Annotated in this window: 23 protein-coding genes; 16 read left to right on the top strand and 7 right to left on the bottom strand. The window is 62.1% G+C overall.

Annotated elements, in window-relative coordinates:
* Positions 1-89 precede the first annotated feature (89 nt).
* From GGD57_RS02925 to GGD57_RS02900, 6 genes are all read left to right on the top strand, one after another.
* Positions 90-572, top strand: a complete 483-nt coding sequence (locus tag GGD57_RS02925; protein WP_184466679.1) for a 3-hydroxyacyl-ACP dehydratase FabZ family protein — start codon at positions 90-92, stop codon at positions 570-572.
* Positions 569-1,774 carry a beta-ketoacyl-ACP synthase gene (locus tag GGD57_RS02920; protein WP_184466677.1) on the top strand — a complete coding sequence of 402 codons (1,206 nt, stop codon included), beginning with the start codon at positions 569-571 and terminating at the stop codon, positions 1,772-1,774. The genes GGD57_RS02925 and GGD57_RS02920 overlap by 4 nt, the downstream gene beginning before the upstream one ends.
* Positions 1,775-1,786: 12 nt before the next feature.
* On the top strand, positions 1,787-3,073 hold the full coding sequence (locus GGD57_RS02915; RefSeq protein WP_184466675.1) for a beta-ketoacyl-ACP synthase: 1,287 nt from the start codon (positions 1,787-1,789) through the stop codon (positions 3,071-3,073).
* Positions 3,074-3,129: 56 nt separating this feature from the next.
* A complete protein-coding gene (locus GGD57_RS02910; RefSeq protein ID WP_184466673.1) occupies positions 3,130-4,158 on the top strand; it encodes a zinc-binding dehydrogenase in 1,029 nt (342 codons plus the stop codon).
* 7 nt (positions 4,159-4,165) lie between these two features.
* The gene (locus GGD57_RS02905) at positions 4,166-5,101 is read left to right on the top strand and encodes a lipid A biosynthesis lauroyl acyltransferase (RefSeq protein ID WP_184466671.1); all 936 of its coding nucleotides are present in this window, start codon (positions 4,166-4,168) and stop codon (positions 5,099-5,101) included.
* Positions 5,102-5,338: 237 nt separating this feature from the next.
* A complete protein-coding gene (locus GGD57_RS02900) occupies positions 5,339-6,055 on the top strand; it encodes a PAS domain-containing protein (protein ID WP_184466669.1) in 717 nt (238 codons plus the stop codon).
* A gap of 44 nt (positions 6,056-6,099) precedes the next feature.
* Here GGD57_RS02900 and GGD57_RS02895 read toward each other — a convergent pair whose 3' ends face one another.
* From GGD57_RS02895 to GGD57_RS02885, 3 genes are all read right to left on the bottom strand, one after another.
* Positions 6,100-6,459, bottom strand: a complete 360-nt coding sequence (locus GGD57_RS02895) for a VOC family protein (RefSeq protein WP_184466667.1) — start codon at positions 6,457-6,459, stop codon at positions 6,100-6,102.
* Entirely contained in the window at positions 6,460-6,858 is a 399-nt protein-coding gene (locus GGD57_RS02890) for an SRPBCC family protein (RefSeq protein ID WP_184466665.1), read from the bottom strand.
* A gap of 70 nt (positions 6,859-6,928) precedes the next feature.
* A complete protein-coding gene (locus GGD57_RS02885) occupies positions 6,929-7,711 on the bottom strand; it encodes a helix-turn-helix domain-containing protein (protein ID WP_184466663.1) in 783 nt (260 codons plus the stop codon).
* Between the two features lie 209 nt (positions 7,712-7,920).
* Between GGD57_RS02885 and gndA the strand changes: the two genes are divergently transcribed.
* From gndA to GGD57_RS02860, 5 genes are all read left to right on the top strand, one after another.
* Entirely contained in the window at positions 7,921-9,372 is a 1,452-nt protein-coding gene (gene gndA / locus GGD57_RS02880; protein ID WP_184466661.1) for an NADP-dependent phosphogluconate dehydrogenase, read from the top strand.
* A gap of 82 nt (positions 9,373-9,454) precedes the next feature.
* Positions 9,455-10,195 carry a nitrilase-related carbon-nitrogen hydrolase gene (locus GGD57_RS02875; RefSeq protein ID WP_184466659.1) on the top strand — a complete coding sequence of 247 codons (741 nt, stop codon included), beginning with the start codon at positions 9,455-9,457 and terminating at the stop codon, positions 10,193-10,195.
* A gap of 127 nt (positions 10,196-10,322) precedes the next feature.
* Entirely contained in the window at positions 10,323-10,817 is a 495-nt protein-coding gene (locus tag GGD57_RS02870) for a GNAT family N-acetyltransferase (protein WP_184466658.1), read from the top strand.
* 34 nt (positions 10,818-10,851) lie between these two features.
* Complete coding sequence (locus tag GGD57_RS02865) at positions 10,852-11,361, top strand: GNAT family N-acetyltransferase (protein WP_184466656.1); 510 nt, start codon at positions 10,852-10,854, stop codon at positions 11,359-11,361.
* Between the two features lie 98 nt (positions 11,362-11,459).
* Positions 11,460-12,077, top strand: coding sequence for a class I SAM-dependent methyltransferase (locus tag GGD57_RS02860; protein WP_184466654.1), 618 nt, complete (start codon positions 11,460-11,462; stop codon positions 12,075-12,077).
* Between the two features lie 18 nt (positions 12,078-12,095).
* On the opposite strand, the gene GGD57_RS02855 is transcribed toward GGD57_RS02860, so the two are convergent.
* Genes GGD57_RS02855 through GGD57_RS02845 form a run of 3 tightly spaced genes read right to left on the bottom strand, consistent with a single transcriptional unit; the run spans position 12,096 to position 14,363 of the window.
* Positions 12,096-12,635, bottom strand: a complete 540-nt coding sequence (locus GGD57_RS02855; RefSeq protein ID WP_184466652.1) for an AAA family ATPase — start codon at positions 12,633-12,635, stop codon at positions 12,096-12,098.
* Positions 12,636-12,638: 3 nt separating this feature from the next.
* Positions 12,639-13,715 (bottom strand): D-alanine--D-alanine ligase family protein, encoded by a 1,077-nt coding sequence (locus tag GGD57_RS02850; protein ID WP_184466650.1) that lies wholly within the window; start codon positions 13,713-13,715, stop codon positions 12,639-12,641.
* 33 nt (positions 13,716-13,748) lie between these two features.
* Positions 13,749-14,363: a C39 family peptidase gene (locus tag GGD57_RS02845; protein ID WP_184466647.1), complete on the bottom strand. Its 615-nt coding sequence runs from the start codon at positions 14,361-14,363 to the stop codon at positions 13,749-13,751.
* 172 nt (positions 14,364-14,535) lie between these two features.
* On the opposite strand from GGD57_RS02845, the gene GGD57_RS02840 reads away from it, so the two are divergent.
* Positions 14,536-15,444 carry a LysR family transcriptional regulator gene (locus tag GGD57_RS02840; protein ID WP_184466646.1) on the top strand — a complete coding sequence of 303 codons (909 nt, stop codon included), beginning with the start codon at positions 14,536-14,538 and terminating at the stop codon, positions 15,442-15,444.
* Positions 15,445-15,683: 239 nt separating this feature from the next.
* Here the strand turns inward: GGD57_RS02840 and GGD57_RS02835 are convergent, their stop codons facing one another.
* Positions 15,684-16,727 carry a LacI family transcriptional regulator gene (locus tag GGD57_RS02835; protein WP_184466644.1) on the bottom strand — a complete coding sequence of 348 codons (1,044 nt, stop codon included), beginning with the start codon at positions 16,725-16,727 and terminating at the stop codon, positions 15,684-15,686.
* A 454-nt stretch (positions 16,728-17,181) separates the two neighbouring features.
* Between GGD57_RS02835 and GGD57_RS02830 the strand changes: the two genes are divergently transcribed.
* The 4 genes from GGD57_RS02830 (at position 17,182) to GGD57_RS02815 (ending at position 21,546) form a co-directional block, all read left to right on the top strand.
* Positions 17,182-18,414, top strand: a complete 1,233-nt coding sequence (locus GGD57_RS02830; RefSeq protein ID WP_184466642.1) for an ABC transporter substrate-binding protein — start codon at positions 17,182-17,184, stop codon at positions 18,412-18,414.
* A gap of 178 nt (positions 18,415-18,592) precedes the next feature.
* Entirely contained in the window at positions 18,593-19,498 is a 906-nt protein-coding gene (locus GGD57_RS02825; protein WP_184466640.1) for a carbohydrate ABC transporter permease, read from the top strand.
* Complete coding sequence (locus GGD57_RS02820; protein WP_097612966.1) at positions 19,491-20,435, top strand: carbohydrate ABC transporter permease; 945 nt, start codon at positions 19,491-19,493, stop codon at positions 20,433-20,435. Before GGD57_RS02825 ends, GGD57_RS02820 begins: the two co-directional genes overlap by 8 nt.
* 4 nt (positions 20,436-20,439) lie before the next feature.
* Positions 20,440-21,546, top strand: coding sequence for an ABC transporter ATP-binding protein (locus GGD57_RS02815; protein WP_184466638.1), 1,107 nt, complete (start codon positions 20,440-20,442; stop codon positions 21,544-21,546).
* The last annotated feature ends 214 nt before the right edge of the window (positions 21,547-21,760 follow it).

The raw sequence follows: 21,760 nt of genomic DNA, 5'->3' as shown, positions 1-21,760 counted from the left end.
GACGGAAAACCGCTTCGCACTTTTCCTGGAATTGCTCTAAGTAGTCGTCACCGGCGGGCGGATCTGGCCTGTCGGGCCGGAGGATCCGAATGCTGCTGGAATATTTCCAGATGATTGACCGCGTCGAAGCGGTGGACCTGACGAAGGGCGTGCTTAAGGCGCGATCCGTCGTGCCGGCCAATAGCCCCGTCTTCGAGGGGCATTTTCCCGGCATGCCGCTGGTTCCCGGCGTGCTCTTGATCGAGACCATGGCGCAGGCCTCCGGCATGCTGGTGCTTGCCGTCACCGATTTTGCCGCCATGCCTTTCCTGATGACGGTCGACGGCGCCAAGATGCGCACTTTCGTCGAACCGGAAGCTGTGCTCGACATCGAGGCGGCGCTCGAGCACGACGGTTCCGGTTTCGCGGTCACCAAGGCTAAAATCACCAGCGGCGGCAAGAAGGTGTGCGATGCGCAGCTGAAGCTTCGCACCATGCCGTTTTCCGAGGTGCCGCTCGGCGATATCGTGAAGAAACGTGCCGGCGAGATCGGGCTTCTCGAAGCGATCGCGGCGCAGGGAGTGATTGGATGAGCAAGGCTGCAAACGACGTCGTCATCACAGGCATCGGCATCGTCACCTGTCAGGGCGTCGGCAAGGATGCGCATGTCGCGCTGCTTTCGGCGGCGAGCACGCCCAAGCCGATCGTCGAAACCGAGAAGTTCAAGCCCTATCCGGTGCATCCGCTGCCTGAGATCGACTGGTCGCAGCAGATTGCCAAGCGCGGCGACCAGCGCCAGATGGAGAACTGGCAGCGCATCGGCGTCTTCGCCGCCGGGCTGGCGCTCGACGATGCCGGCTTCAAGGACGATATCGAGGCCTGCGGCACGATGGACATGATCGTGGCAGCCGGCGGCGGCGAGCGCGACATCAATGTCGATACGCTGATCGTCGACGAGGCGCTGAAGCGCAACGACCGCGAGCTGCTTTTGAACGAGAAGCTGACGACGGAACTCAGACCGACGCTGTTCCTCGCCCAGCTTTCCAACCTGCTCGCCGGCAATATTTCGATCGTGCACAAGGTCACCGGCTCGTCGCGCACCTTCATGGGCGAGGAAGCGGCCGGCATATCGGCCGTAGAGACCGCCTTCTACCGCATCAAGTCCGGCGAATCCTCGCATGCGCTTGTTGGTGGCGCCTTTGCGGCTGAGCGTCCCGACATGATCCTGCTCACCGAGGCGATCGGCGCGCATGCGCGCGGCGACTGGGTGCCGCTCTGGTCGCGCAGACCCAGCGACGGCGGCGGCATGATCACCGGTTCGGCCGGAGCCTTCCTGGTGCTCGAATCGCGCCAGCACGCGGAGGCCCGCGGCGCCCATATCTATGCCGTCATCGATGCGGTCGAGGGCGACCGCGGCAACCGCGGCGCCGGCAATTTCGAAGTCCGGCTGGAGCGGCTGCTGGCGCCCGCCGCCGGGCTTGCCGCCGAAAGCACGGCGATCTTTTCCGGCTCGACCGGCATGCACGATCTTGCCGCCCGCGAGCGGGCGGTGCTCGAACATCAATTGCCCGACGTTGCGATCCGCGGCTTCGGCGGTGTCACCGGCCATACGATCGAGACGCAGTTCACCCTGGGTCTGGCGCTTGCAGCCCTTGCGGTCGACGGCAAGGCCAAGGTGCCGCCGTTCGATGCCGCCCATGAGGCGCCGATGCACGCAGGCGCCACGGCCGCTGTCGTGACTACGGTCGGCCACCAGCGCGGCGAGGGCGTCGCCGTTCTTTCCGCAGATGCGTGAGGAGTGAGAGATATGACAGCTTCCGCTTACAGGGATCATCTCGGCCGTCCGATCGTCGCCGTCACCGGCATGGGCATCATCACTTCGCTCGGCCAAGGGCTGAAGGACAATTGGGCAGCCCTTTCCTCCGGCACCTCGGGCATCCACGAGATCAACCGCTTCCCGACCGAGGGGCTGTCGACGCGCATTGCCGGCACGGTCGATTTCATCGGCATTCCGGTACCGAACGCCGTCGAGCGCTCCTATGCCTTCGCCCGGGAAACGACGATCGAGGCACTTGCCGATGCCGGTCTTTCCGGCGATTTCAACGGCCCGCTATTTCTCGCCGCCCCGCCGATCGAGCCGGAATGGAGCGCGCGTTTCGAACTTGCCGACCGGTCGCCGGCCTCCGATCATCCCGGTGATGCCTATGAGCGTTTCCTGACGGCGCTGCGCCAGCGGCCTGACCCTGCCTTCCACGAAGCCGCACTGTTTGGTGCGATTTCCGAGCGCCTTGCCGACCGGTTCGGCACACGCGGTCTTCCCGTGACATTGTCGACGGCTTGTGCCTCCGGCGTCACCGCGATCCAGCTCGGCATCGAAGCCATCCGCCAAGGCCGCACGACCCGGGCGCTGACCGTTGCGACCGACGGATCGCTGAGCGCCGAAGCGCTGATCCGCTTCTCACTGCTGTCGGCGCTTTCGACGCAGAACGATCCTCCGACCAAGGCTTCCAAGCCGTTCAGCAAGGATCGCGACGGCTTCGTCATCGCAGAAGGTGCGGCGACCCTGGTACTGGAATCGCTGGAATCGGCGGTTGCCCGCGGCGCCAAGGTGCTTGGCATCATGAAGGGCGCCGGCGACAAGGCCGACAGCTTCCACCGCACCCGGTCCTCGCCGGACGGCGGCCCGGCGATCGCGACGATCCGCGCGGCCCTTGCCGATGCCGGCATCGACGAGAGCGGCATCGGCTACATCAACGCGCACGGCACCTCGACGCCTGAGAACGACAAGATGGAATATGGGGCGATGTCCGCCGTCTTCGGTGAACGGCTGGTCGGCATTCCGGTTTCGTCGAACAAGTCGATGATCGGCCATACGTTGACTGCGGCGGGCGCCGTCGAGGCGGTGTTTTCGCTGCAGACGATGCTGACCGGCACCCTGCCGCCGACGATCAACTATACCAATCCCGATCCATCGATCGTTCTCGACGTCGTGCCGAACAAGAAGCGGGATGCTCAGGTTTCAGCCGTGCTTTCCAACTCCTTCGGCTTCGGTGGGCAGAATGCCAGCCTTGTCATGGCGCTCGAACCGGCTTAAGCGGTTCCCGACAATTTCAAGACAAGACGAACGCCTTCGAGGCGAGGGATTTTGCCATGCGCGCTTTGCAACTGATCGACGACCGCAAGCTTGAGATCACCGACCTGCCGGAACCGGAGGCGCCGGCCGCCGGCGAGGTGACGCTGCGCGTCAAGGCCGTGGCGCTCAACCATATCGACGTCTGGGGCTGGCGCGGCATGGCGTTTGCCAAGCGCAAGATGCCGCTGGTGATCGGCGCGGAAGCCTCCGGCGTCGTCGAGGCGATCGGGCCGGGTGTCGCCAACGTCCTGCCGGGCCAGCTCGTCTCGATCTATGGCGCGCGCACCTGCGGCCTCTGCCGCCCGTGCCGCGAAGGCCGCGACAATCTCTGCGAACATGTCTCCGGCGTGCACGGCTTCCATCTCGATGGTTTCGCGCAGGAGAAGGTCAATCTGCCGGCGCGTCTGCTGGTGCCCGCACCTCCCGGTGTGGATGCGATCGGCGCCGCACTCGCGCCCGTCACTTTCGGGACCGTAGAACACATGCTGTTCGACAATGCCAAGCTCGAGCCCGGTGAAACGATCCTCGTCCATGCCGGCGGCTCCGGCATCGGCACGGCGGCAATCCAGCTTGCCAAGAAGATCGGCTGCACCGTCATCACCACGGTCGGTTCCGACGACAAGATCGAAAAGGCCAAGGTGCTCGGCGCCGATCACGTCATCAATTACCGCACCGACCGCTTCGAAGGTGTGGTGCGCAAGCTTACCAAGAAGAAGGGCGTCGACGTCGTCTTCGAACATGTCGGCAAGGATACCTGGGCGGGCTCGATGCTTTGCATGAAGCGCGGCGGCCGTCTCGTCACCTGCGGCTCGACCTCGGGCGTTTCGACAGAGATGAACCTGATGATGCTGTTCCAGCAGCAATTGAAGCTCTTCGGCTCCTTCGGCTGCCGCATGGAGAACATGGCGGATGCGATGCAGAAGATGGGCCGCGGGCTCGTCCATCCCGTCATCGATACCGAAGTCGGCTTCGACGATATCGACCGGGCGCTGGAGCGGATGGAATCGCGCCAGATCTTCGGCAAGATCATCCTGAAGATGGATTGAGCCCCACGTGAAGCTCTTCATCACCCGGATCGTTCTGGCGCTCAGGAATTTCCAGCAATGGCTGGTAGCGCAGGCGATGTTCGGCTTCCTGAACATATTGAAGCTGTTTCCGGCCGATGGGGCGATCCGATTCGCCGATCGGATGATGCGTCGTCTCGGCCGGCGGACCCGTCGCCATAGACTGATGCTCGTCAATCTGCGCAACGCCTTCCCCGAGAAGAGCGACGCCGAGATCGAGGAGATCGCACTCAGCAGCTGGGGAAATATGGGCAGGCTCGCCGCCGAATACGTCTTCCTCGACCAGTTGTTCGACTTCGATCCTGACCAAACCGAACCAGGCAGGGTGGAGGTGTCGGGCATTCCGACCTTTATCGACCTGCGCGATAATCCGCGCCCTTTCATCGTCTTCACCGGCCACACCGCCAATTTCGAGTTGCTGCCGGTGGCGGCGGCTGCCTTCGGGATGACTGTGACTGTGCTCTTCCGGCCGCCGAACAATCCCTATGTCGCCAGGAAGGTGTTCGATTTCCGCAGCGCGCGCATGGGCAAGCTGGTGCCCTCGCATGCCGGCTCCTCCTTCGCGCTCGCGCGCCAGCTGGAAGCGGGCCAGGGGGTGGGCGTGCTCGTCGATCAGAAGTTCGGCAAGGGCTTGAAGGGCACCTTCTTCGGGCGCGATGTGAAGACCAATCCGCTGCTGCCGAAGCTGGTGCGTCAGTTCGATTGCGAGGTTTATCCGGCCCGCTGCATCCGGCTGCCGGGGAATCGCTACCGGCTGGAAATCGAGCCGCGGCTGGAGATGCCGCGCGACGCCAAAGGCAATCTCGACCTGCCGGCGGCCGCTCAACTGCTCAACGACAAGGTGGAAAGCTGGGTACGGGAATATCCGGAACAGTGGCTGTGGTATCACGACCGCTGGCAAATCAAGCAGACACTCGCGCCTTAGAACGGATCTTTTGGGGCGGCGTGAGGCATGAAATCTGAAACCCGTTCGAGATGAAAAGGTCCACCCTCATTTATCAGCGGTGAAAAGCGGCAGGTGCCCTCGGATTGAAACCAGGTACACTTCATGCTACCGGTCACCACCAAAGCGCGAATAATGTCTACCACAAGGCGCATTTTAGAGGTGTAGCCAGGTCAGGTTTCGGACTCGTCTCTTCGGACAATGGGAGTTGAAGGCGTCTTGCTGGAGCTTTTTCGAGCTTTTTCCTTGCGCTGTACGCAAATCGAGGACGCCATACGCCTGGGCGACGACCAGCGCGTCACGGCGCTCGACCGCCATGTCGAGCCGCTGGTCGAGGCGATCCTCGCTCACCGGGCGGTCAACCTGCTCGAAGTCTACATGCAACTGCAGTTTGTGACGCATCTCATCGGTCAGGACGCCGACGACAGCGCCAGCGTCACCGAGCACACGACCGTGCTTTCCTTCCTGCTCGACCGTTATTTCGGGACGCATGGGCCGGACTGGCGCGTGCCTTCGCCGCAGGACGTGCGCATCGCGCCGCCGCCGGCCTACGTACCGGATACCGATAACGGCCAATTTCTCAACGCGGTGATCCTTGACAGCATGCCGGACCGGGTGGCGGTGCTGACGAGGGATTACCGATACCTCTATTCCAATCCGGCCAACAGCGCCTATCTCAACAAAAAGCCGATGGAACTGATCGGCCGTCATCTTTCCGAATTCATCGGCGAGAAGCGGTTTGCCGAATGCGCCAAGCAGAAGCTCGATACCTGTTTTGCCGGTGGCCAGATCGACTACACCTATGAGCGCTCGGCCGGCAGCGCCGGATCGCGGCACGTGCGTTGTCGCATGTCACCGCTGCGCGATGCGGGTGGCACGGTGATCGGCGCGCTGATCGTCATGGGAGATCTCGATCAGCAGCCGCAGGCTGCCTGATCCCGATCGGCTGCCTTTTGGCCGCCGGATCCTCGGTTATGGCATCACGCGGTCGCCCAGACGGCCAGTTCGTAACCGTCACGATCGAGGAAGTGGAAGCGGCGGCCGCCGGGAAAATCGGTGATCGGCCGGACGATCGTGCCGCCGGCTCTCTCGACCGAGGTCAGGACCTCTTCCAGATCCCTGGCATAGACGACAACGAGCGGGCCGCCCGGCCGCACGGGGCCGTAATCGGTGAATCCTCCCTTCAGCCGGCCATCGTCGAATTCGCAGTAGTTCGGGCCGTAATCGGTGAAACGCCAGCCGAAGGCGGAGCCGTAGAAGGCTTTGGCGGCGGCGATGTCGGCGACGTTGAATTCGACATAATCGATGCGGCGGTCGTGGTTTTCTGACTTTTCGGCCATCTATCTCTCCATCAGGGCTTTCAGCATGACGAGATCCTTCTCGACATGGGCGGCATCGGCGGAAAACTGCGCGTCTGTCATGCCGGGCAGGCGCAGCAGCGTGAACATGACCTCGCAGCCGTCGCCGTTCGGCACGATGCGCAACGCATTATAAACCCTGAGGCCGGATTCGATCGTCACCGTATGGTCGATCACGCCGAATTCATTGGTCGGCACGAAGCTCACCTTGACGGTGCCGAGAACACCGTGGGCGATCCAATCGGCGCCATCGGGATCGAGCCCCGTCGCAAGGCCGGAGGCCCAGAGCGGCATGTTTTCGGGCTTGCCGGCAAAGTCGTAGACGTCGCGCCAGTCGCGCTCGATGGACAGGTGGACGATTCTCGCGGGCATTGTCGACATGGCTTGCAGGTCCTTCGCATCTGGTCCGCCTGGAATAGCAGACCGGCCGGCGGCGTCTTGAACAAAACGGTCAGCCGGGTGTTTTCCGCATGCCGAGCTGGCCGAGGATGGCAGCGGGCGTCAGCGTCGAGAGTTCGCCGACCTCGCGCGTCATATGGGCCTGGTCGGCAAAGCCCGCTTCAAGCGCAAGGCAGGCAAGCGGCATCTTGCCCGACCTGCGGCATAGGTCGAGGAAACGCTGGAATCGGCGGATCCGTTCCAGCGTCTTGGTGCCGTAGCCGAAGTGATGGTGGCAGCGGCGGCGCAACTGCCTTTCGCTTATGTCGAGCAACCCGGAGAGCGGGCGTCCGTTGTTGACTGCGGCGAAGATCACGGCGGCGTCCTGCGTGGGCATCTCTTCATCTCTTGCAGCCTCTTCCAGCATGCGGCCGAACAGCGCTACGACGGCCGAGGGATCGGGGCAATCGCCAAGCCGCGCCTCGAACTCGGCCGTCCCCTTCCGGCCGATATCCGCCAGTGGCACCGAGAGGCCGACCAGCGCCGAGAGTGGCGTCTTCAGCCAGGAGGCTGCGGCGCCGGGCGCAAAACGGGCGCCGATGACGGTGGCGCCGGGCCTGATGATAGGAAAGGCCGCCGTCCTGTCAGGCCCGGCGACGACCAGCCGGCCGTTGATGCAGAGGAGATCGCAATAACCGTCCGGCACGATCGCCACCCTTGCCGGCGGCCCGTCGTGCATCGTATGCGACCAGAGACGGCTGAAATGGCGGCGCAGCGCCGGCGGCGGCGCATATTCGCTGTAGCGGCCGGCGCTGGCCGCGAGCATGGCCAGATCGTTTCTTTTTCCCGATGCCAAAGCGAGATCTCCCAAGGCGCCGATGATAACATGACATAGGACATAACGGGCGGGTCGTCGCAAAAATTTGCCGCATGCCGACAATGCGCCGGTTTGCGGTTGTCCGACAAGTCGGCCGTTCAAAGCTGCATTTCATCGGCTTTTGCGAACCGATTAGACCCTTGCCAGACTTGCCGTTTGGCCGAGACAGTGCCACAACACCGGTCCAAATGACACATCGGAGGTTTGTCGTGGAAAAGGCAGAAATCGGACTGATCGGCCTTGCGGTCATGGGCTCCAACCTGGCGCTCAACATCGCGGAGAAAGGCAATAAAATCGCGGTGTTCAACCGCACGCCGGAGAAAACCGACGAATTCTACGAAAGCGCCGGCGATCTGAAGAAGCAGATCATTCCCTGCAAGACCATCGAAGAGTTCGTCGATGCGATCCGGCCGCCGCGCCCGATCATCATCATGATCAAGGCGGGTGAGGCCGTCGACCAGCAGATGGAGGCGTTACGCCCGCATCTCTCCAAGGGCGACATCATGATCGATGCCGGCAACGCCAATTTCCGCGACACCGTTGCTCGCTTCGACCGCCTCAAGAATACCGATCTCACCTTCATCGGCATGGGTGTATCGGGCGGCGAGGAAGGTGCGCGCCATGGTCCGTCGATCATGGTCGGCGGCACCGAGGAATCCTGGAAGCGCGTCGAGAAGGTACTGACCTCGATTGCCGCCCGCTATAATGACGAGCCCTGCGTTGCCTGGCTCGGCAATGACGGCGCCGGCCATTTCGTCAAGACCATCCATAACGGCATCGAATATGCCGACATGCAGATGATTGCCGAAATCTACGGCATCCTGCGCGACGGCCTCGGCAAGAGCGCCTCCGACATCTCCGGCATCTTCGGCGAGTGGAACAAGGGCCGGCTGAACTCCTACCTGATCGAGATCTCCGAAAAGGTGCTTGCCGCCAATGACCCCGTCTCCGGTGGGCCGATGGTCGACATGATTCTCGACAAGGCCGGCCAGAAGGGCACCGGCAAGTGGTCGGCGATCGAGGCGCAGAATATGGGCATTCCGGCAACGGCGATCGAAGCCGCGGTCGCCGCCCGCAGCCTTTCCTCGATGAAGTCGCAGCGCGAAGCCGCCGAAAAGATCTTCGGCGCGCAGGCCGTATCCTTCCCGATCGCTTACGGCCCCGAGCTCAACAAGGATCTGGAACTGGCGCTGTTTGCCGCCAAGATCGGCGCCTATGCGCAGGGCTTTGCGGTGATGGCGGAAGCATCGCGCGAGTTCAACTGGTCGCTGCCGATGCCGACGATAGCCCGCATCTGGCGTGCCGGCTGCATCATCCGCTCGCAGTTCCTCGACGAGATCACCTCGGCCTTCACCAAGGCTCCCGACGCCGCCAACCTGATCGTGACGCCGGCCTTCTCGGACATGGTCAAGGAATCGATCCCGGCGCTTCGTCGCGTCGTCGCTGCCGCGATTTCCACCGGCCTGCCGGTGCCGGCGCTGACCTCGGCGCTCACCTATTTCGACGCCTACCGCCAGGGCCGGGGCACCGCCAACCTCATCCAGGCCCAGCGCGACTTCTTCGGTGCCCACGGCTTCGACCGCCTGGATGGCAAGGATTTCCACCACGGTCCCTGGGGCAGCGGTGCGTCGACCTTCTGAGGTTTGCGAGGAAGATATCGAGGAAGCCCGGCCGTCGCGCCGGGCTTTTTCGTCGTGGTAGGTCGCAGATACGGAGATCGATGTGAGGAGCATTCGGATAGCTGCGGCGCAGACACCGGAGTTCCGGGAAAATATCGACGCGGCTCTGGATTATGCCATCAAAGTCGTGGCGCTTGCCGAGGCCGATGACGTCGCCTTGCTGCTTTTCCCCGAAGGGTTTCTCCAGGGCTACCTGATCGACGAACCATCAGCGCGCCGCGTTGCGCTCGATCTCGCATCAGCCGAGTTTGCCCAGATCCTGGATCGGTTGCCGAAGTCGGGACCTGCTTTGGTCATGGGGCTGATAGAAATCGAGGCCGGGCGATTATTCAATACGGCGGTTGTCGTCGATCGCGGCGTTTTCCTTGGCCGCTATCGGAAAGCTCATTTGCTGCGCGGCGAACAGGCGTTCGAAGCTGGAAAAGAGAGCCCGCTATTTGCGATTGGTGGCCTGCGTTTTGGCATCAACATCTGCTATGACACGAACTTTCCGGAAGCGGCAGCGAAGGTCGCCGCGCTCGGTGCGCCAGTGATCCTGTGCCTCTCCAACAATATGATGCCAAGAGTCAGGGCGGAAGCCTTCAAGGAGCTGCATAATGCGGTTCGCGGCGAAAGATGCCGTGAAACAGGACTGTGGCTAATATCGTCGGACGTGACGGGTGAGCGTGACGGGCGCGTTGCCTGGGGGCCGACGGCCGTGCTGAACCCGGAAGGACAGGTAGTGGCGCAGCTCCCACTGGAGCAAGCCGGCTTGCTGGTCTTTGACTTTCCCTATGATACATAAATGATCGTACCAGCCCAAGCAGCCGGTCTTGCGCGTGTTGGAAAATACACTGCAGGCTAGGTGCTGCCGCCCAACGCGACGTCGATGCGCTGTTGGATTACTTCGTGCCGCCGGAGGAATCGCAGAAATGCACATTCGATACGAAACGCCTGCTGATATCCACGCGATCCATGAGTTGACCTCGATCGCCTTCAAGCCGATGGCCTACAGCAGCGGTACGGAAGCGGAGATTATCCGAAAACTTCGCGTGAGCGGTGATCTGGCGATATCGCTGGTCGCTGAAGAGGATGGCGAGATCCTGGGGCATGTCGCCTTTTCGCCGGTGGCGATCGACGGCGTGCATGATGGCTGGTTCGGGCTGGGGCCGATATCGGTCACGCCGGCAAGACAGCGGCAGGGCATCGGCACGGCTCTGATCGCAAGGGGCCTCGAATTGCTGAAGGAGACGGGCGCGAGCGGATGCGCGCTGATCGGCAATCCCGACGTTTATCGCGGCGCGGGCTTCGGTAGCGATGGGCAGCTGACGTATCATGATCTCGATACGCGGCTCGTGCAGCGTATCGTTCTTCGCGGACTCGCGCCGAGCGGGACGCTTCGGTTTGCTCCGGCATTTGAAAGCTAGAGTTCCGTTCCAACCCCAGCAGAAAGGCGACGACATGTCCGAAACGGGCGTGATCACCATCCGAACCGAGCGCCTTGTGCTCCGCATGCCTGATATCGATGATTTCGCCGCCTATGCCGGGATCATGGCTTCGCCGCGCTCGATTGGAATGGGCGGCCCGTTCGATCTGCGGGCGGCGTGGGGGATGTTCTGCCACGACATCGCGCTGTGGCGGCTTTTCGGGCATGGGGCGCTGATGATCGATCTTGCCGAAACCGGGGAATGTGTCGGCCAAGTGGGGATCAACCATGGGCCGCTCTTTCCGGAAAAGGAGCTCGGATGGTTCGTCTACGAAGGGCATGAGGGCAAGGGCTATGCGACCGAGGCGGCTTTTGCGTTGCGCGGCTGGGCTTTCGAGACACTCAAGCTGCCGTCGCTCGTCAGCTATATGGCTCCCGGCAATGCCGCGTCCGTGGCCGTTGCCGAGCGGCTGGGGGCGCATCTCGATCCCGTAGCGCCCCGAACCGATCCTGCCGATCTCGTCTATCGTCACCTCGCTTACTGAGTTCGGGCGCTCGGGCCGGAGAGCGGTTGGTGACCGGCGTCTCAATCCTTACATATCGATAGGTCAGCATAGGACGCTGCAAGAGATGGGGGTAGCCGATGACGGATGCGAAGCGAGAGCATTGGGACGAGGTCTATCGCACGAAGGCAACCGACAGTGTTAGCTGGTATCAGCCAATCCCGGAACCCTCCCTCAAGGCGCTTGATGCGCTGCAGTTGCCGGCTACGGCTTCGCTGATCGACGTCGGCGGCGGTGCATCGAGCCTCGTCGATCGTCTCGTCGAACGCGGGTGGTCCGACCTTACCGTTCTCGATATCGCCGCACCGGCACTGGATGTCGCGAAGGCGCGGCTGGATGACGATGCCATGCGCGTCACCTGGATGGTGGCCGATGTCGCCAAATGGAGACCCTGGCGCTGCTACGACGTATGGCATGACCGCGCCGTTTTTCATTTCCTCACCGAGCCGGAGCAGCGGCTCGCCTATCGCCACGCGCTTGAAGCCGGCACGGCGGCGGGCAGCGTCGTGATCATCGCGACTTTCGCGCCGGACGGGCCGGAACGGTGCAGCGGCCTGCCGGTCCAGCGGTACGACGCAGCCGCGCTGGCGGCGGAGTTCTCGCCCGCCTTCACGCTGGAGCGCGACTGGCGTGAAGAGCATACGACGCCGGGCGGCGGCCGGCAGTCTTTCCAGTGGTGTGTTCTTCACAGGCGCTGAGACGCGGCCGAGATGCCGCTAGTTCGCTTCCTGAGACAGGTGGTCGAGCACGAAATCGGCCCGGTCGGCGACCGGCATCTTCGGCAGTATGATGACTTCGTAGCCGAGCATTGGATAGATCGCGGCAAGCCGGTCATATTCGGCGACGGCCTCGTCGAAGCCATGGCGCCGCTCAGGATCGCTCACGTAAATCTCAGGCCATGGCGGCGTGAGAAAAACGCGTCTGTCGTAAGGGTAAGCGGCGCTCAACCTTTCCAGGATCGGTTCTCCGGTCAGGTGCTGAAGCGCTGCCGCGGCGTCGATCAACCCACGATCGAAAAACGCCCGGCCCGGCTGCCGTGCGATGGCCGCGTGGTCGGCAATCGCCATTTCGATCGCACGGCGGGCGAAGGCCTCCATGTTGGCCCAAGGTAAGGCAGCGCCAACGCCCTCGATCTCCTGCTTGACGATCCGTCGGCCGGGCTCTTCGACGATCCTGTAACCGCGACGGCCAAGCTCAGCAAGCAGCGTCGATTTTCCGCCGCCGGAACATCCGGAAATCAGAACCGACCTGTTCATGATCTAGCCCGCCCGGCCGGCGCGCGCCATGCCGTGTGCCACCAGCCGGTCGATGATTTCGGCATAGCTGACGCCGCTTGCCGCCATTGCCTTGGAATACATGCTGATATCGGTGAAGCCCGGGATGGTGTTGAGCTCGTTGATGACGAAGCGCATGTCCGATGTCAGGAAGAAATCGACGCGTGCCATGCCGTCGCAGCCGACGGCCCGGAAAGCCCTTGCGGCGATGTCGCGCATGGCGGCCTCGATCTCCGCCGTGAGGTCGGCCGGTACTTTCAGCGCGGCGCCGTTCTCGTCGATATATTTGGCGTTGTAGTTGTAGAAGCCATGGCTTTCCGCCGGCACGATCTCGCCCGGGCGCGAGACGAAGAGCTTGCCGTCGGTATCCTCCAGCACGCTGAATTCGATCTCGCGGCCGGCGACGAATTCCTCGGCAAGCAGGGTGCGGTCATGGCGGAAAGCCTGCTCGAGCGCTGCGGCGAATTCCTGGCTGGCATGGACCTTGGCGACGCCGACAGACGATCCCTGTCGCGCCGGCTTGATGAAGAGCGGCAGGCCGAGTTCGCCTTCGAGCGCAGAAAGCGGAGGGGTGGCACCTTCATGGATCGTCACGGCGCGCGCCACCGGCAGGCCCGCCGCCCGCAGCAGGCGCTTGGCGATATCCTTGTCGAGGGCCGCGGCGGAACCGAGGATGCCGCAGCCGGCGAGCGGTACGCGGGCCACTTCAGCTGCGCCCTGCACCGATCCGTCCTCGCCATGCGGGCCGTGCAGCACGGGAAACAGGATGTCGATCCTTGGCAATTCATGCGGCGCGCCATGGGACGACATTGCCAGCATGCGCCCGCGGCCGCCCGGCACGAGGCAGATTTCCGTGCCTGACGAGGGTGTCGCCAGCCGGCCGTCCTCGAAGCTGCTCAGCAGCCATTGCCCCTCGCGGGTGACGAAGACGGGAAGGGCATCATATTTCTCCGGCGCCAGCGCAGCCATGACGTTGGTCGCCGAGAGGATGGAAACCTCGTGCTCGGCCGAACGGCCGCCGAAGAGCACGGCGATGCGCAGCCTGTTGGGGGAAGGGGTCATGAAAGCCTCCGAAGCGGTGGGATATCGGAAAGATCAAGCCTCGACCGATATGCCGCGATTGGCAAAGAAACGATCGAAGACGGCAAGCGGCAGCGTGACATCGGCCTGGCTTGCGGCGTCATGGCCGGACGGATTGTGAAATCGGATCGTCTCCTGCGAGGCTGATGTCACCAGCACGAGATGTCCGCCCCTCGACGGCGGCTCTTGCTCCGGCCAGCGGATGGCCGAATGCACCGAAGCGATGAAGAAGCGGCGTTTCGACAGAAGTTCCGGGATGGCTGACGTCTCGATGTTGATCATCGTCTCGGCGCCGAGGCCGAAACGTTCGCTCACGAAGCGGACGAAGGGCGCGTAGATCAGCCCCTTGATCGAAGCGTCGATCTCGTTGACGACATAGCCGCCGTAGGCTGTGCAGGCGCGGGCGAGTTCGAGGGTGGGATGGATCTCGCCGCGCGCGGCGAGGATCATCTTCAGGCAGGCCATGCCGCAGACATTCACCGCCCAGCGCGCATATTCCTCGATGGTCGCGGCTCCCGAATGGCGCCAGAGCGGATCGCTGAGCAGCGCCTGCGATCCCTCGGCAAGCACCGGCAGCGTCATGCAGGGGGTCTCCCATTGGCTGAAATAAGGCACGCTGCTTTCATGCATTCCGTCGATATTCCCCGTGGCTCCATCTGTGGGATGACCGGCAATCACGGCTTTTTTCGAGCCGTCGCATCATCTCGCGAATCCAACGGTAGGGTGGGTTTTAATTCAGGTCCACTTAATCAAAATAAGGATATAGGTTAGAAATTATGGCCGATTGCGAAAGGAGCCGGATTTGGATTTTTTCCGATTGCGCACGCTGCGCGAGCTTTCGCGCCGCGAGACGATGGCTGCCGTTGCCGATGCGCTCGGCATTTCATCCTCGGCGGTTTCCCAGCAGATCGCCCAGTTGGAGGACGAAGCAGGGATTGCGCTGGTCGAACGGCGCGGGCGAGGGGTGACGCTGACGGCGGCCGGCCGGCGGCTGGTCGAACATGCCGATCGGCTCTTCGCCATCGTCGAGGAAGCCAGAACCGATATTGCCGCGCTGCAGAATATCGTCGCCGGCGACCTCAGGATCGCCGCCCAACCCTCGTCCGCATCGTCCTTCATTCCCGCCGCCATGCGGCAGCTGGCGATCGACCATCCCTATCTCGATATTGTCATGACGACGATGGGGCCTGCCGAAGGCCTGGCGGAACTCAGGGTCTGGCAGGCCGATATCGTCGTTGCTGACGACATAGCGCTTGATCCGCATGCGCTTGACGACGCCGTCGACAGGCTGTTCCTGTGCCGGGACCAGCTCTTCGTGCTGCTGCCCGTCGGCCATAGGCTGGAAAACGAGCCGGTCATCGAACTTGCCCAGCTCCGGGATGAACGCTGGACGCTCGACCTTGCCTCCAGCGCCTATTGCAAGGCGATCCGCCGGGCCTGCCGCGATGCCGGTTTCGAACCCGTCATCAACGGTTTCAGCGACAGTTTCGAGGTGATTTTCGCGCTCGTCGAAGCCGGCTGCTCGATTTCGGTGATGCCGGGCCTGGCGCTTCGCGATTTCCGCGGTAGCCTGATCGTCAAACCGCTCGCCCCACCCGCCTATCGCGGCATCCACGCGATCACGCGGCGCGGCGAGGGGCGCAACCCGAAGATTGCGGCAGTGCTGGAGCAATTGGCAAGGAGCGTGCCGAGAGGCATGGGCGAGGGCTGATATAGGTTTCCAGGTCGGCCTTAACGTCGATATTGTTGATAAGTGAAAGCCGATCGTTGGGACCTGGCAATGGATAGCTTTGCGCTACCAGCGGACATTGCCCTTTTGATTATGGGACGCAATAAAGAACACTTTGCCATAAAGGACAGGCACGGGATCGATGCTTCGACGCTACTGGTTTAAGTTTGGTCCGTCGCCACTATGCCGCGGCTTTTCTTCGCTCCCGTTGCGCCACCACCCTATCTGTCACCCTCCGGCCAGACCGGCTGGCTGATGCTCTGCAGCAGTTCCGGTTCGACGCCGTCGATGCGGGCGATGACGGCCTTGGCCATTTCGCGGCCGGCCTGGCGCACGTCTTCCTGAGCGGTGATGATTTCCGGGCGGATCCAGTTGAGGATCGGCACGGATTGCTTTGAGACCATGTCGAGGTCGCGACCGAGGGCCTTGCCGGCGGCTTCTATGCCGGCATTGACGGCGATCGCCGCGCTGCCGGCCGAACAGACGATGCCGTCGGGCGCATTGGCCGAGCGCATCATCACCTCGACGACGTCGCGGATGTCGGCGAGCGGTGCATCGGTGTTGATGCGCAGCTGCACTTCCTCGGCGCCGTAATCATGCAGGCCGGTCTGGAAGCCGATGCGGATATGGGCGTAATAGGTGAGTTTGCTCGGCGGCTGCAGCAGGGCGATGCGGCGGCGGCCGCGCTTGACGAGCTTTTCCACCGCCTTGTGGGCGAAGGCTTCGTTGTCGAAATCGTGAAAGGGATGCGTGAGACCCGCATCGGTGCGCCCATGCGTTGCAAAGGGCATGCCGCGCTCGGTCAAAAGCCGTACACGCGGATCGTCCGGTTCGATGCGCGAGATGATGACGCCGTCCGCCGAGCCGGTCTCGAGGATATAGCGCACCGGCAGCATCGGGTCCTTGCTGTGGGAGTGCGGCGTGACGACGATATGATAGGGCGTGCCGGACAGCACTTCGGAAATGCCGAAGACCATCTGGCTCGAAAAGCCCATGATCTCCTCATCGATACTGAGGACGAGGGCGATGACGTTGGTCTTGCCGGTGCGCAGGCGCACGCCTGCCCTGTTCGGCTGGTAGCCGAGCTGGCGGGCGACCATCCGCACACGTTCCTTGGTTTCCGCCCCAATATCAGGCGCATCTTTCAGCGCGCGCGACACCGTCGTGACGCCAAGGCCGGTCATGAAGGCGATCGTCTTCAATGTGGGACGCTCGCGCGCCGCCGGCGCCGATGCCGCTTGCCCGAAATTTCCCTTGTTTTCCATCCCTGTAGGCCTGCCTCGCGCGAATTGGTGTCGCTTATAGAGGCTTTTTCAAGCGCCGTAAGCCCGCGCCTGCCAAAATCGCGCCTCCCTAAGAAAGTCAAATCTGTAACGATACAGTAGAAATGTCGAGTGCTTTTTCTTGTGTGCGCTGCGGCATTGTACGCTTGGGTTGAATCGGCAAATCTTTCCCGGTTTTTCCGCGACTGCGAAATCGATTATTTAGGTCGTGAATCGAAGTTCTGAAATTTATATAATATATTCAGTCTGATGTAGCGATAACGCATATGCGAGAAGAGCTGATTTAGCATCGACGAAGAGGGCGTGGAGCTTCGATTGAAAACAGGCAGAAGCTGCAATTCCAGTTGCTCGGGAAAAATTTGCCGGCTGACAGTTGCGTGAGGAAATCGATTGATCTAAGTTTTTCCGGCAACGTTTCAGTGAGGGAGGAGAACTCATGAAAATTCGTATGATGGCGGCTATGCTTGCCGCTTCCGCTGCGCTTCCGATCAGCGCCAGCGCCACCGATCTCGAAGTCACCCATTGGTGGACATCCGGCGGCGAGTCCGCTGCTGTCGCCGAACTGGCAAAAGCGTTCGACGCCACCGGCAACCATTGGGTCGACGGTGCCATCGCCGGTTCCGGCGGTACGGCGCGCCCGATCATGATCAGCCGCATTACCGGCGGCGACCCGATGGGTGCCACCCAGTTCAATCACGGCCGGCAGGCGGAAGAGCTCGTCCAGGCCGGCCTGATGCGCGACCTGACCGATGTGGCGACCGCCGAGCACTGGAAGGATATTATTCGTCCGTCGAGCCTGCTCGATTCCTGCACCATCGACGGCAAGATCTACTGCGCGCCGGTCAACATCCACTCCTGGCAGTGGTTGTGGCTTTCGAATGCCGCCTTCAAGAAGGCCGGCGTCGAGGTTCCGAAGAACTGGGACGAATTCGTCGCTTCCGCTCCGGCTCTTGAAAAGGCCGGCATCATTCCGCTCGCCGTCGGCGGTCAGCCGTGGCAGGCGACAGGCGCCTTCGACGTGCTGATGGTCGCGGTCGCCGGCAAGGACGTCTTCAACAAGGTCTTCAAGGACAAGGATGCGGAAGTCGCTGCCGGTCCCGAGATCGCCAAGGTCTTCAAGGCCGCCGACGACGCCCGCCGCATGTCCAAGGGCAGCAACGTCCAGGATTGGAACCAGGCGACCAATCTCGTCATCACGGGCAAGGCCGGTGGCCAGATCATGGGTGACTGGGCGCAGGGCGAATTTGCTCTCGCCGGCCAGAAAGCCGGCACCGATTATACCTGCCTGCCGGGTCTCGGCGTCAACGAGATCATCTCGACCGGCGGCGACGCTTTCTACTTCCCGCTGCTGAAGGACGCGGAAAAGTCCAAGGCGCAGGCCGTCCTTGCCAAAACCCTGCTCGATCCCAAAACCCAGGTTGCCTTCAATCTGAAGAAGGGCTCGCTACCGGTTCGCGGCGACGTCGATCTTGCCGCCGCCAACGATTGCATGAAGAAGGGTCTCGATATCCTGGCGAAGGGCAACGTGATCCAGGGCACCGACCAGCTGCTTTCGGCCGACAGCCAGAAGCAGAAGGAAGACCTCTTCTCCGAATTCTTCGCCAATCCGTCGATGACGCCGGAAGACGCGCAGAAGCGTTTCGCCGGGATCATCGCTTCGGCTGACTGATCGGTAGATTCGCTGCCTTTGCGATCCGGCTCCCATGGGGCCGGATCCGCTTCGGACGATTTTGATGGTCCGGCAGGCGGCATCTCCCGGTATCTTCAGCAGATTTCGGACGTGGGGACGACAGGCGGCACATGCCGTTTTGTCACAGGTCGCAGTTGCGATTTGAGGAGGAGTATTCATGACGGGTCAAGCGCAAGCAGGCCGGCCAAACAAGTTACTGCGCAATCTGAATGCCAAGATTGCATCCATCCCGATGATCCTGACAGCGATGGTGATCTTCGTCGGCGGCACGTTCTGGACGGTCTTTTATTCCTTCACCAATTCCAAGCTCCTTCCGCGGTTGAGCTTTGTCGGCATCGATCAGTATGAGCGCCTTTGGGCAGCGCCGCGATGGGTGACGGCAATCGAAAATCTTGCCCTCTATGGCGTGCTGTCGCTGATCTTCAGCCTGGTGATCGGTTTCATGCTCGCCGCGCTGATGGATCAGAAGATCCGTTTCGAAAATACCTTCCGCACCATTTTCCTTTACCCCTTTGCGCTGTCCTTCATCGTCACCGGCCTCGTCTGGCAATGGGTTCTGAATCCGGATTTCGGCATTCAGTCGGTGGTGCGTTCGCTGGGCTGGACAAGCTTCACCTTCAACCCGCTCTATACGCCTGAAATCGTCATTTACGGCATTCTGATCGCGGCGCTGTGGCAGGGAACGGGCCTCGTCATGTGCCTGATGCTTGCCGGCCTGCGCGGCATCGACGAGGATATCTGGAAGGCGGCGCGCGTCGACGGCATCCCGATGTGGAAGACCTACCTCTTCATCGTCATTCCGATGATGCGGCCGGTGTTCATCACGACGATCGTCATCATCGCGTCGGGCATCGTCAAGGTCTACGACCTCGTCGTCGCGCAGACATCGGGCGGGCCGGGCATCTCTTCGGAAGTGCCGGCGAAATATGTCTACGACTACATGTTCCAGGCGCAGAACCTGGGGCAGGGCTTTGCCGCCTCGACCATGATGCTCGTCACTGTCGCGATCATCATCGTTCCGTGGGCCTATCTGGAATTCGGAGGAGGGCGCAAGCGTGGCTAATATCGAAACTCTCAATAGCACGGCCGCCGGCATCGACGCCGTTGCGCCGAGGCTCGGCGAAGGCCCGAGCGGCGCCAAGCCGCGCCCGGCTCTGTCGTCGCGCAACATCATACTCTACGGAACGCTTGGTGTGGCGGCGCTTTATTATCTGCTGCCACTCTATGTGATGGTCGTGACGTCGCTGAAGGGCATGCCGGAAATCCGTCTCGGCAACATCTTCTCACCACCGATGGAGATCACCTTCGAACCCTGGGTCAAGGCCTGGGCCGAGGCCTGCACCGGCCTCAACTGCGATGGCCTGTCGCGCGGCTTCTGGAATTCGGTGCGTATCACCGTACCATCGGTCATCATTTCGATCGCGATTGCCTCGGTCAACGGTTATGCGCTTGCCAACTGGCGCTTCAAGGGATCCGAGCTTTTCTTCTCGATCCTGATCATCGGCGCGTTCATTCCCTATCAGGTGATGATCTACCCGATCGTCATCATCCTGCGCGAAATCGGCATTTACGGCACGCTGACCGGCCTCGTCATCGTCCATTCGATCTTCGGCATGCCGATCCTGACGCTGCTCTTCCGCAATTATTTCGTGTCGCTGCCGGAGGAACTGTTCAAGGCGGCGCGTGTCGACGGGGCGGGCTTCTGGCAGATATTCCTGAAGATCATGTTGCCGATGTCGCTGCCGATCTTCGTCGTTGCGATGATCCTGCAGGTGACCGGCATCTGGAACGACTTCCTCTTCGGCGTCGTCTTCACCCGGCCGGACACCTATCCGATGACCGTGCAGCTCAACAACATCGTCAATTCAGTCCAGGGCGTGAAGGAATACAACGTCAACATGGCGGCAACGATCCTCACCGGTCTCGTGCCGCTGATCGTCTATTTCGTCTCTGGCCGGCTTTTCGTCCGTGGCATCGCCGCCGGCGCAGTGAAGGGTTGATCCCATGAATATGAATTCAAGTGTCTCCAACGCAAGTGTCTCGATCAAGGATCTGTCGCTGAACTTCGGCGCGGTCAGCGTGTTGAAGGATCTGAACCTCGACATCAACGACGGCGAATTCCTGGTGCTGCTCGGTTCGTCCGGCTGCGGCAAGTCGACCTTGCTGAACTGCATCGCCGGCCTGCTCGATGCCTCGGAAGGCCAGATCTTCATCAAGGGCAAGAACGTCACCTGGGAGGAGCCGAAGGACCGCGGCATCGGCATGGTGTTCCAGTCCTATGCGCTCTATCCGCAGATGACCGTCGAGAAGAACCTCTCTTTCGGGCTTCGTGTCGCCAAGGTGCCGCAGGCTGAGATCGACAAGCGCGTGGCGCGTGCCTCCGAAATCCTGCAGATCCAGCCGCTTTTGAAGCGCAAGCCGGCTGAGCTATCAGGCGGCCAGCGCCAGCGCGTGGCGATCGGCCGTGCTTTGGTACGTGATGTCGACGTCTTCCTGTTCGACGAGCCGCTGTCCAATCTCGACGCCAAACTGCGCTCGGAACTGCGCGTCGAGATCAAGCGGCTGCACCAGTCGCTGAAGAACACAATGATCTACGTGACCCATGACCAGATCGAGGCGCTGACGCTGGCAGATCGCATCGCCATCATGAAGAGCGGCATCATCCAGCAGCTCGACGACCCGACGACGATCTACAACAGGCCGCGCAATCTCTTCGTCGCCGGCTTCATCGGCTCGCCGTCGATGAATTTCCTGCGCGGCGAGCTGGTCAAGGCAGGTGACGGCATTGCCTTTTCCGCCAATGGCGTCATTTTCTCGCTCGCTGCCTACGACGCCAACGAGACATTGCAGCCCGGCCGCAAGGTGGTGCTCGGTGTTCGCCCGGAGCACATCAAGGTCAACGAGAATGCCGGCGGCGAAGAACATGACGCCACCGTCGATATCGAGGAGCCGATGGGCGCCGACAATCTTCTGTGGCTGAAACATGCCGGTCACACAATGTCGGTCCGCGTCAACGGCGCACGCCGCTTCAACGTCGGAGCCAAGGTAAAGCTCGCCTTCGACATGACGCTGGCTTCGGTGTTCGATGCCGAGAGTGAGCTGCGTCTTTAGAGGAGTTTTGCGGGTGGCGTCGAGATGGCGCCCGCCTGCCTGACGTGAGGCCAAAGCCCAGCGCGGGTTTGGCGAAAAGCCCAACCTCGCCCTCCGTCATCCTCGGGTCAAGCCCGAGGATGACGGAGGGCGAGGCGGATGGCGGGAGACGAGGGCGTTGCTACACATCTCTTCTCCCCAGCGGGAGAAGAGGGCGCCAAGTCGGGCCCTGACG

The organism is Rhizobium esperanzae (assembly GCF_014197615.1).
In the GTDB taxonomy this organism is placed as follows: Bacteria; Pseudomonadota; Alphaproteobacteria; order Rhizobiales; family Rhizobiaceae; genus Rhizobium; species Rhizobium esperanzae_A.
The sequence above is the reverse complement of the archived record's forward strand: the minus strand, read 5'-3'. Positions and strand labels throughout refer to the sequence as shown.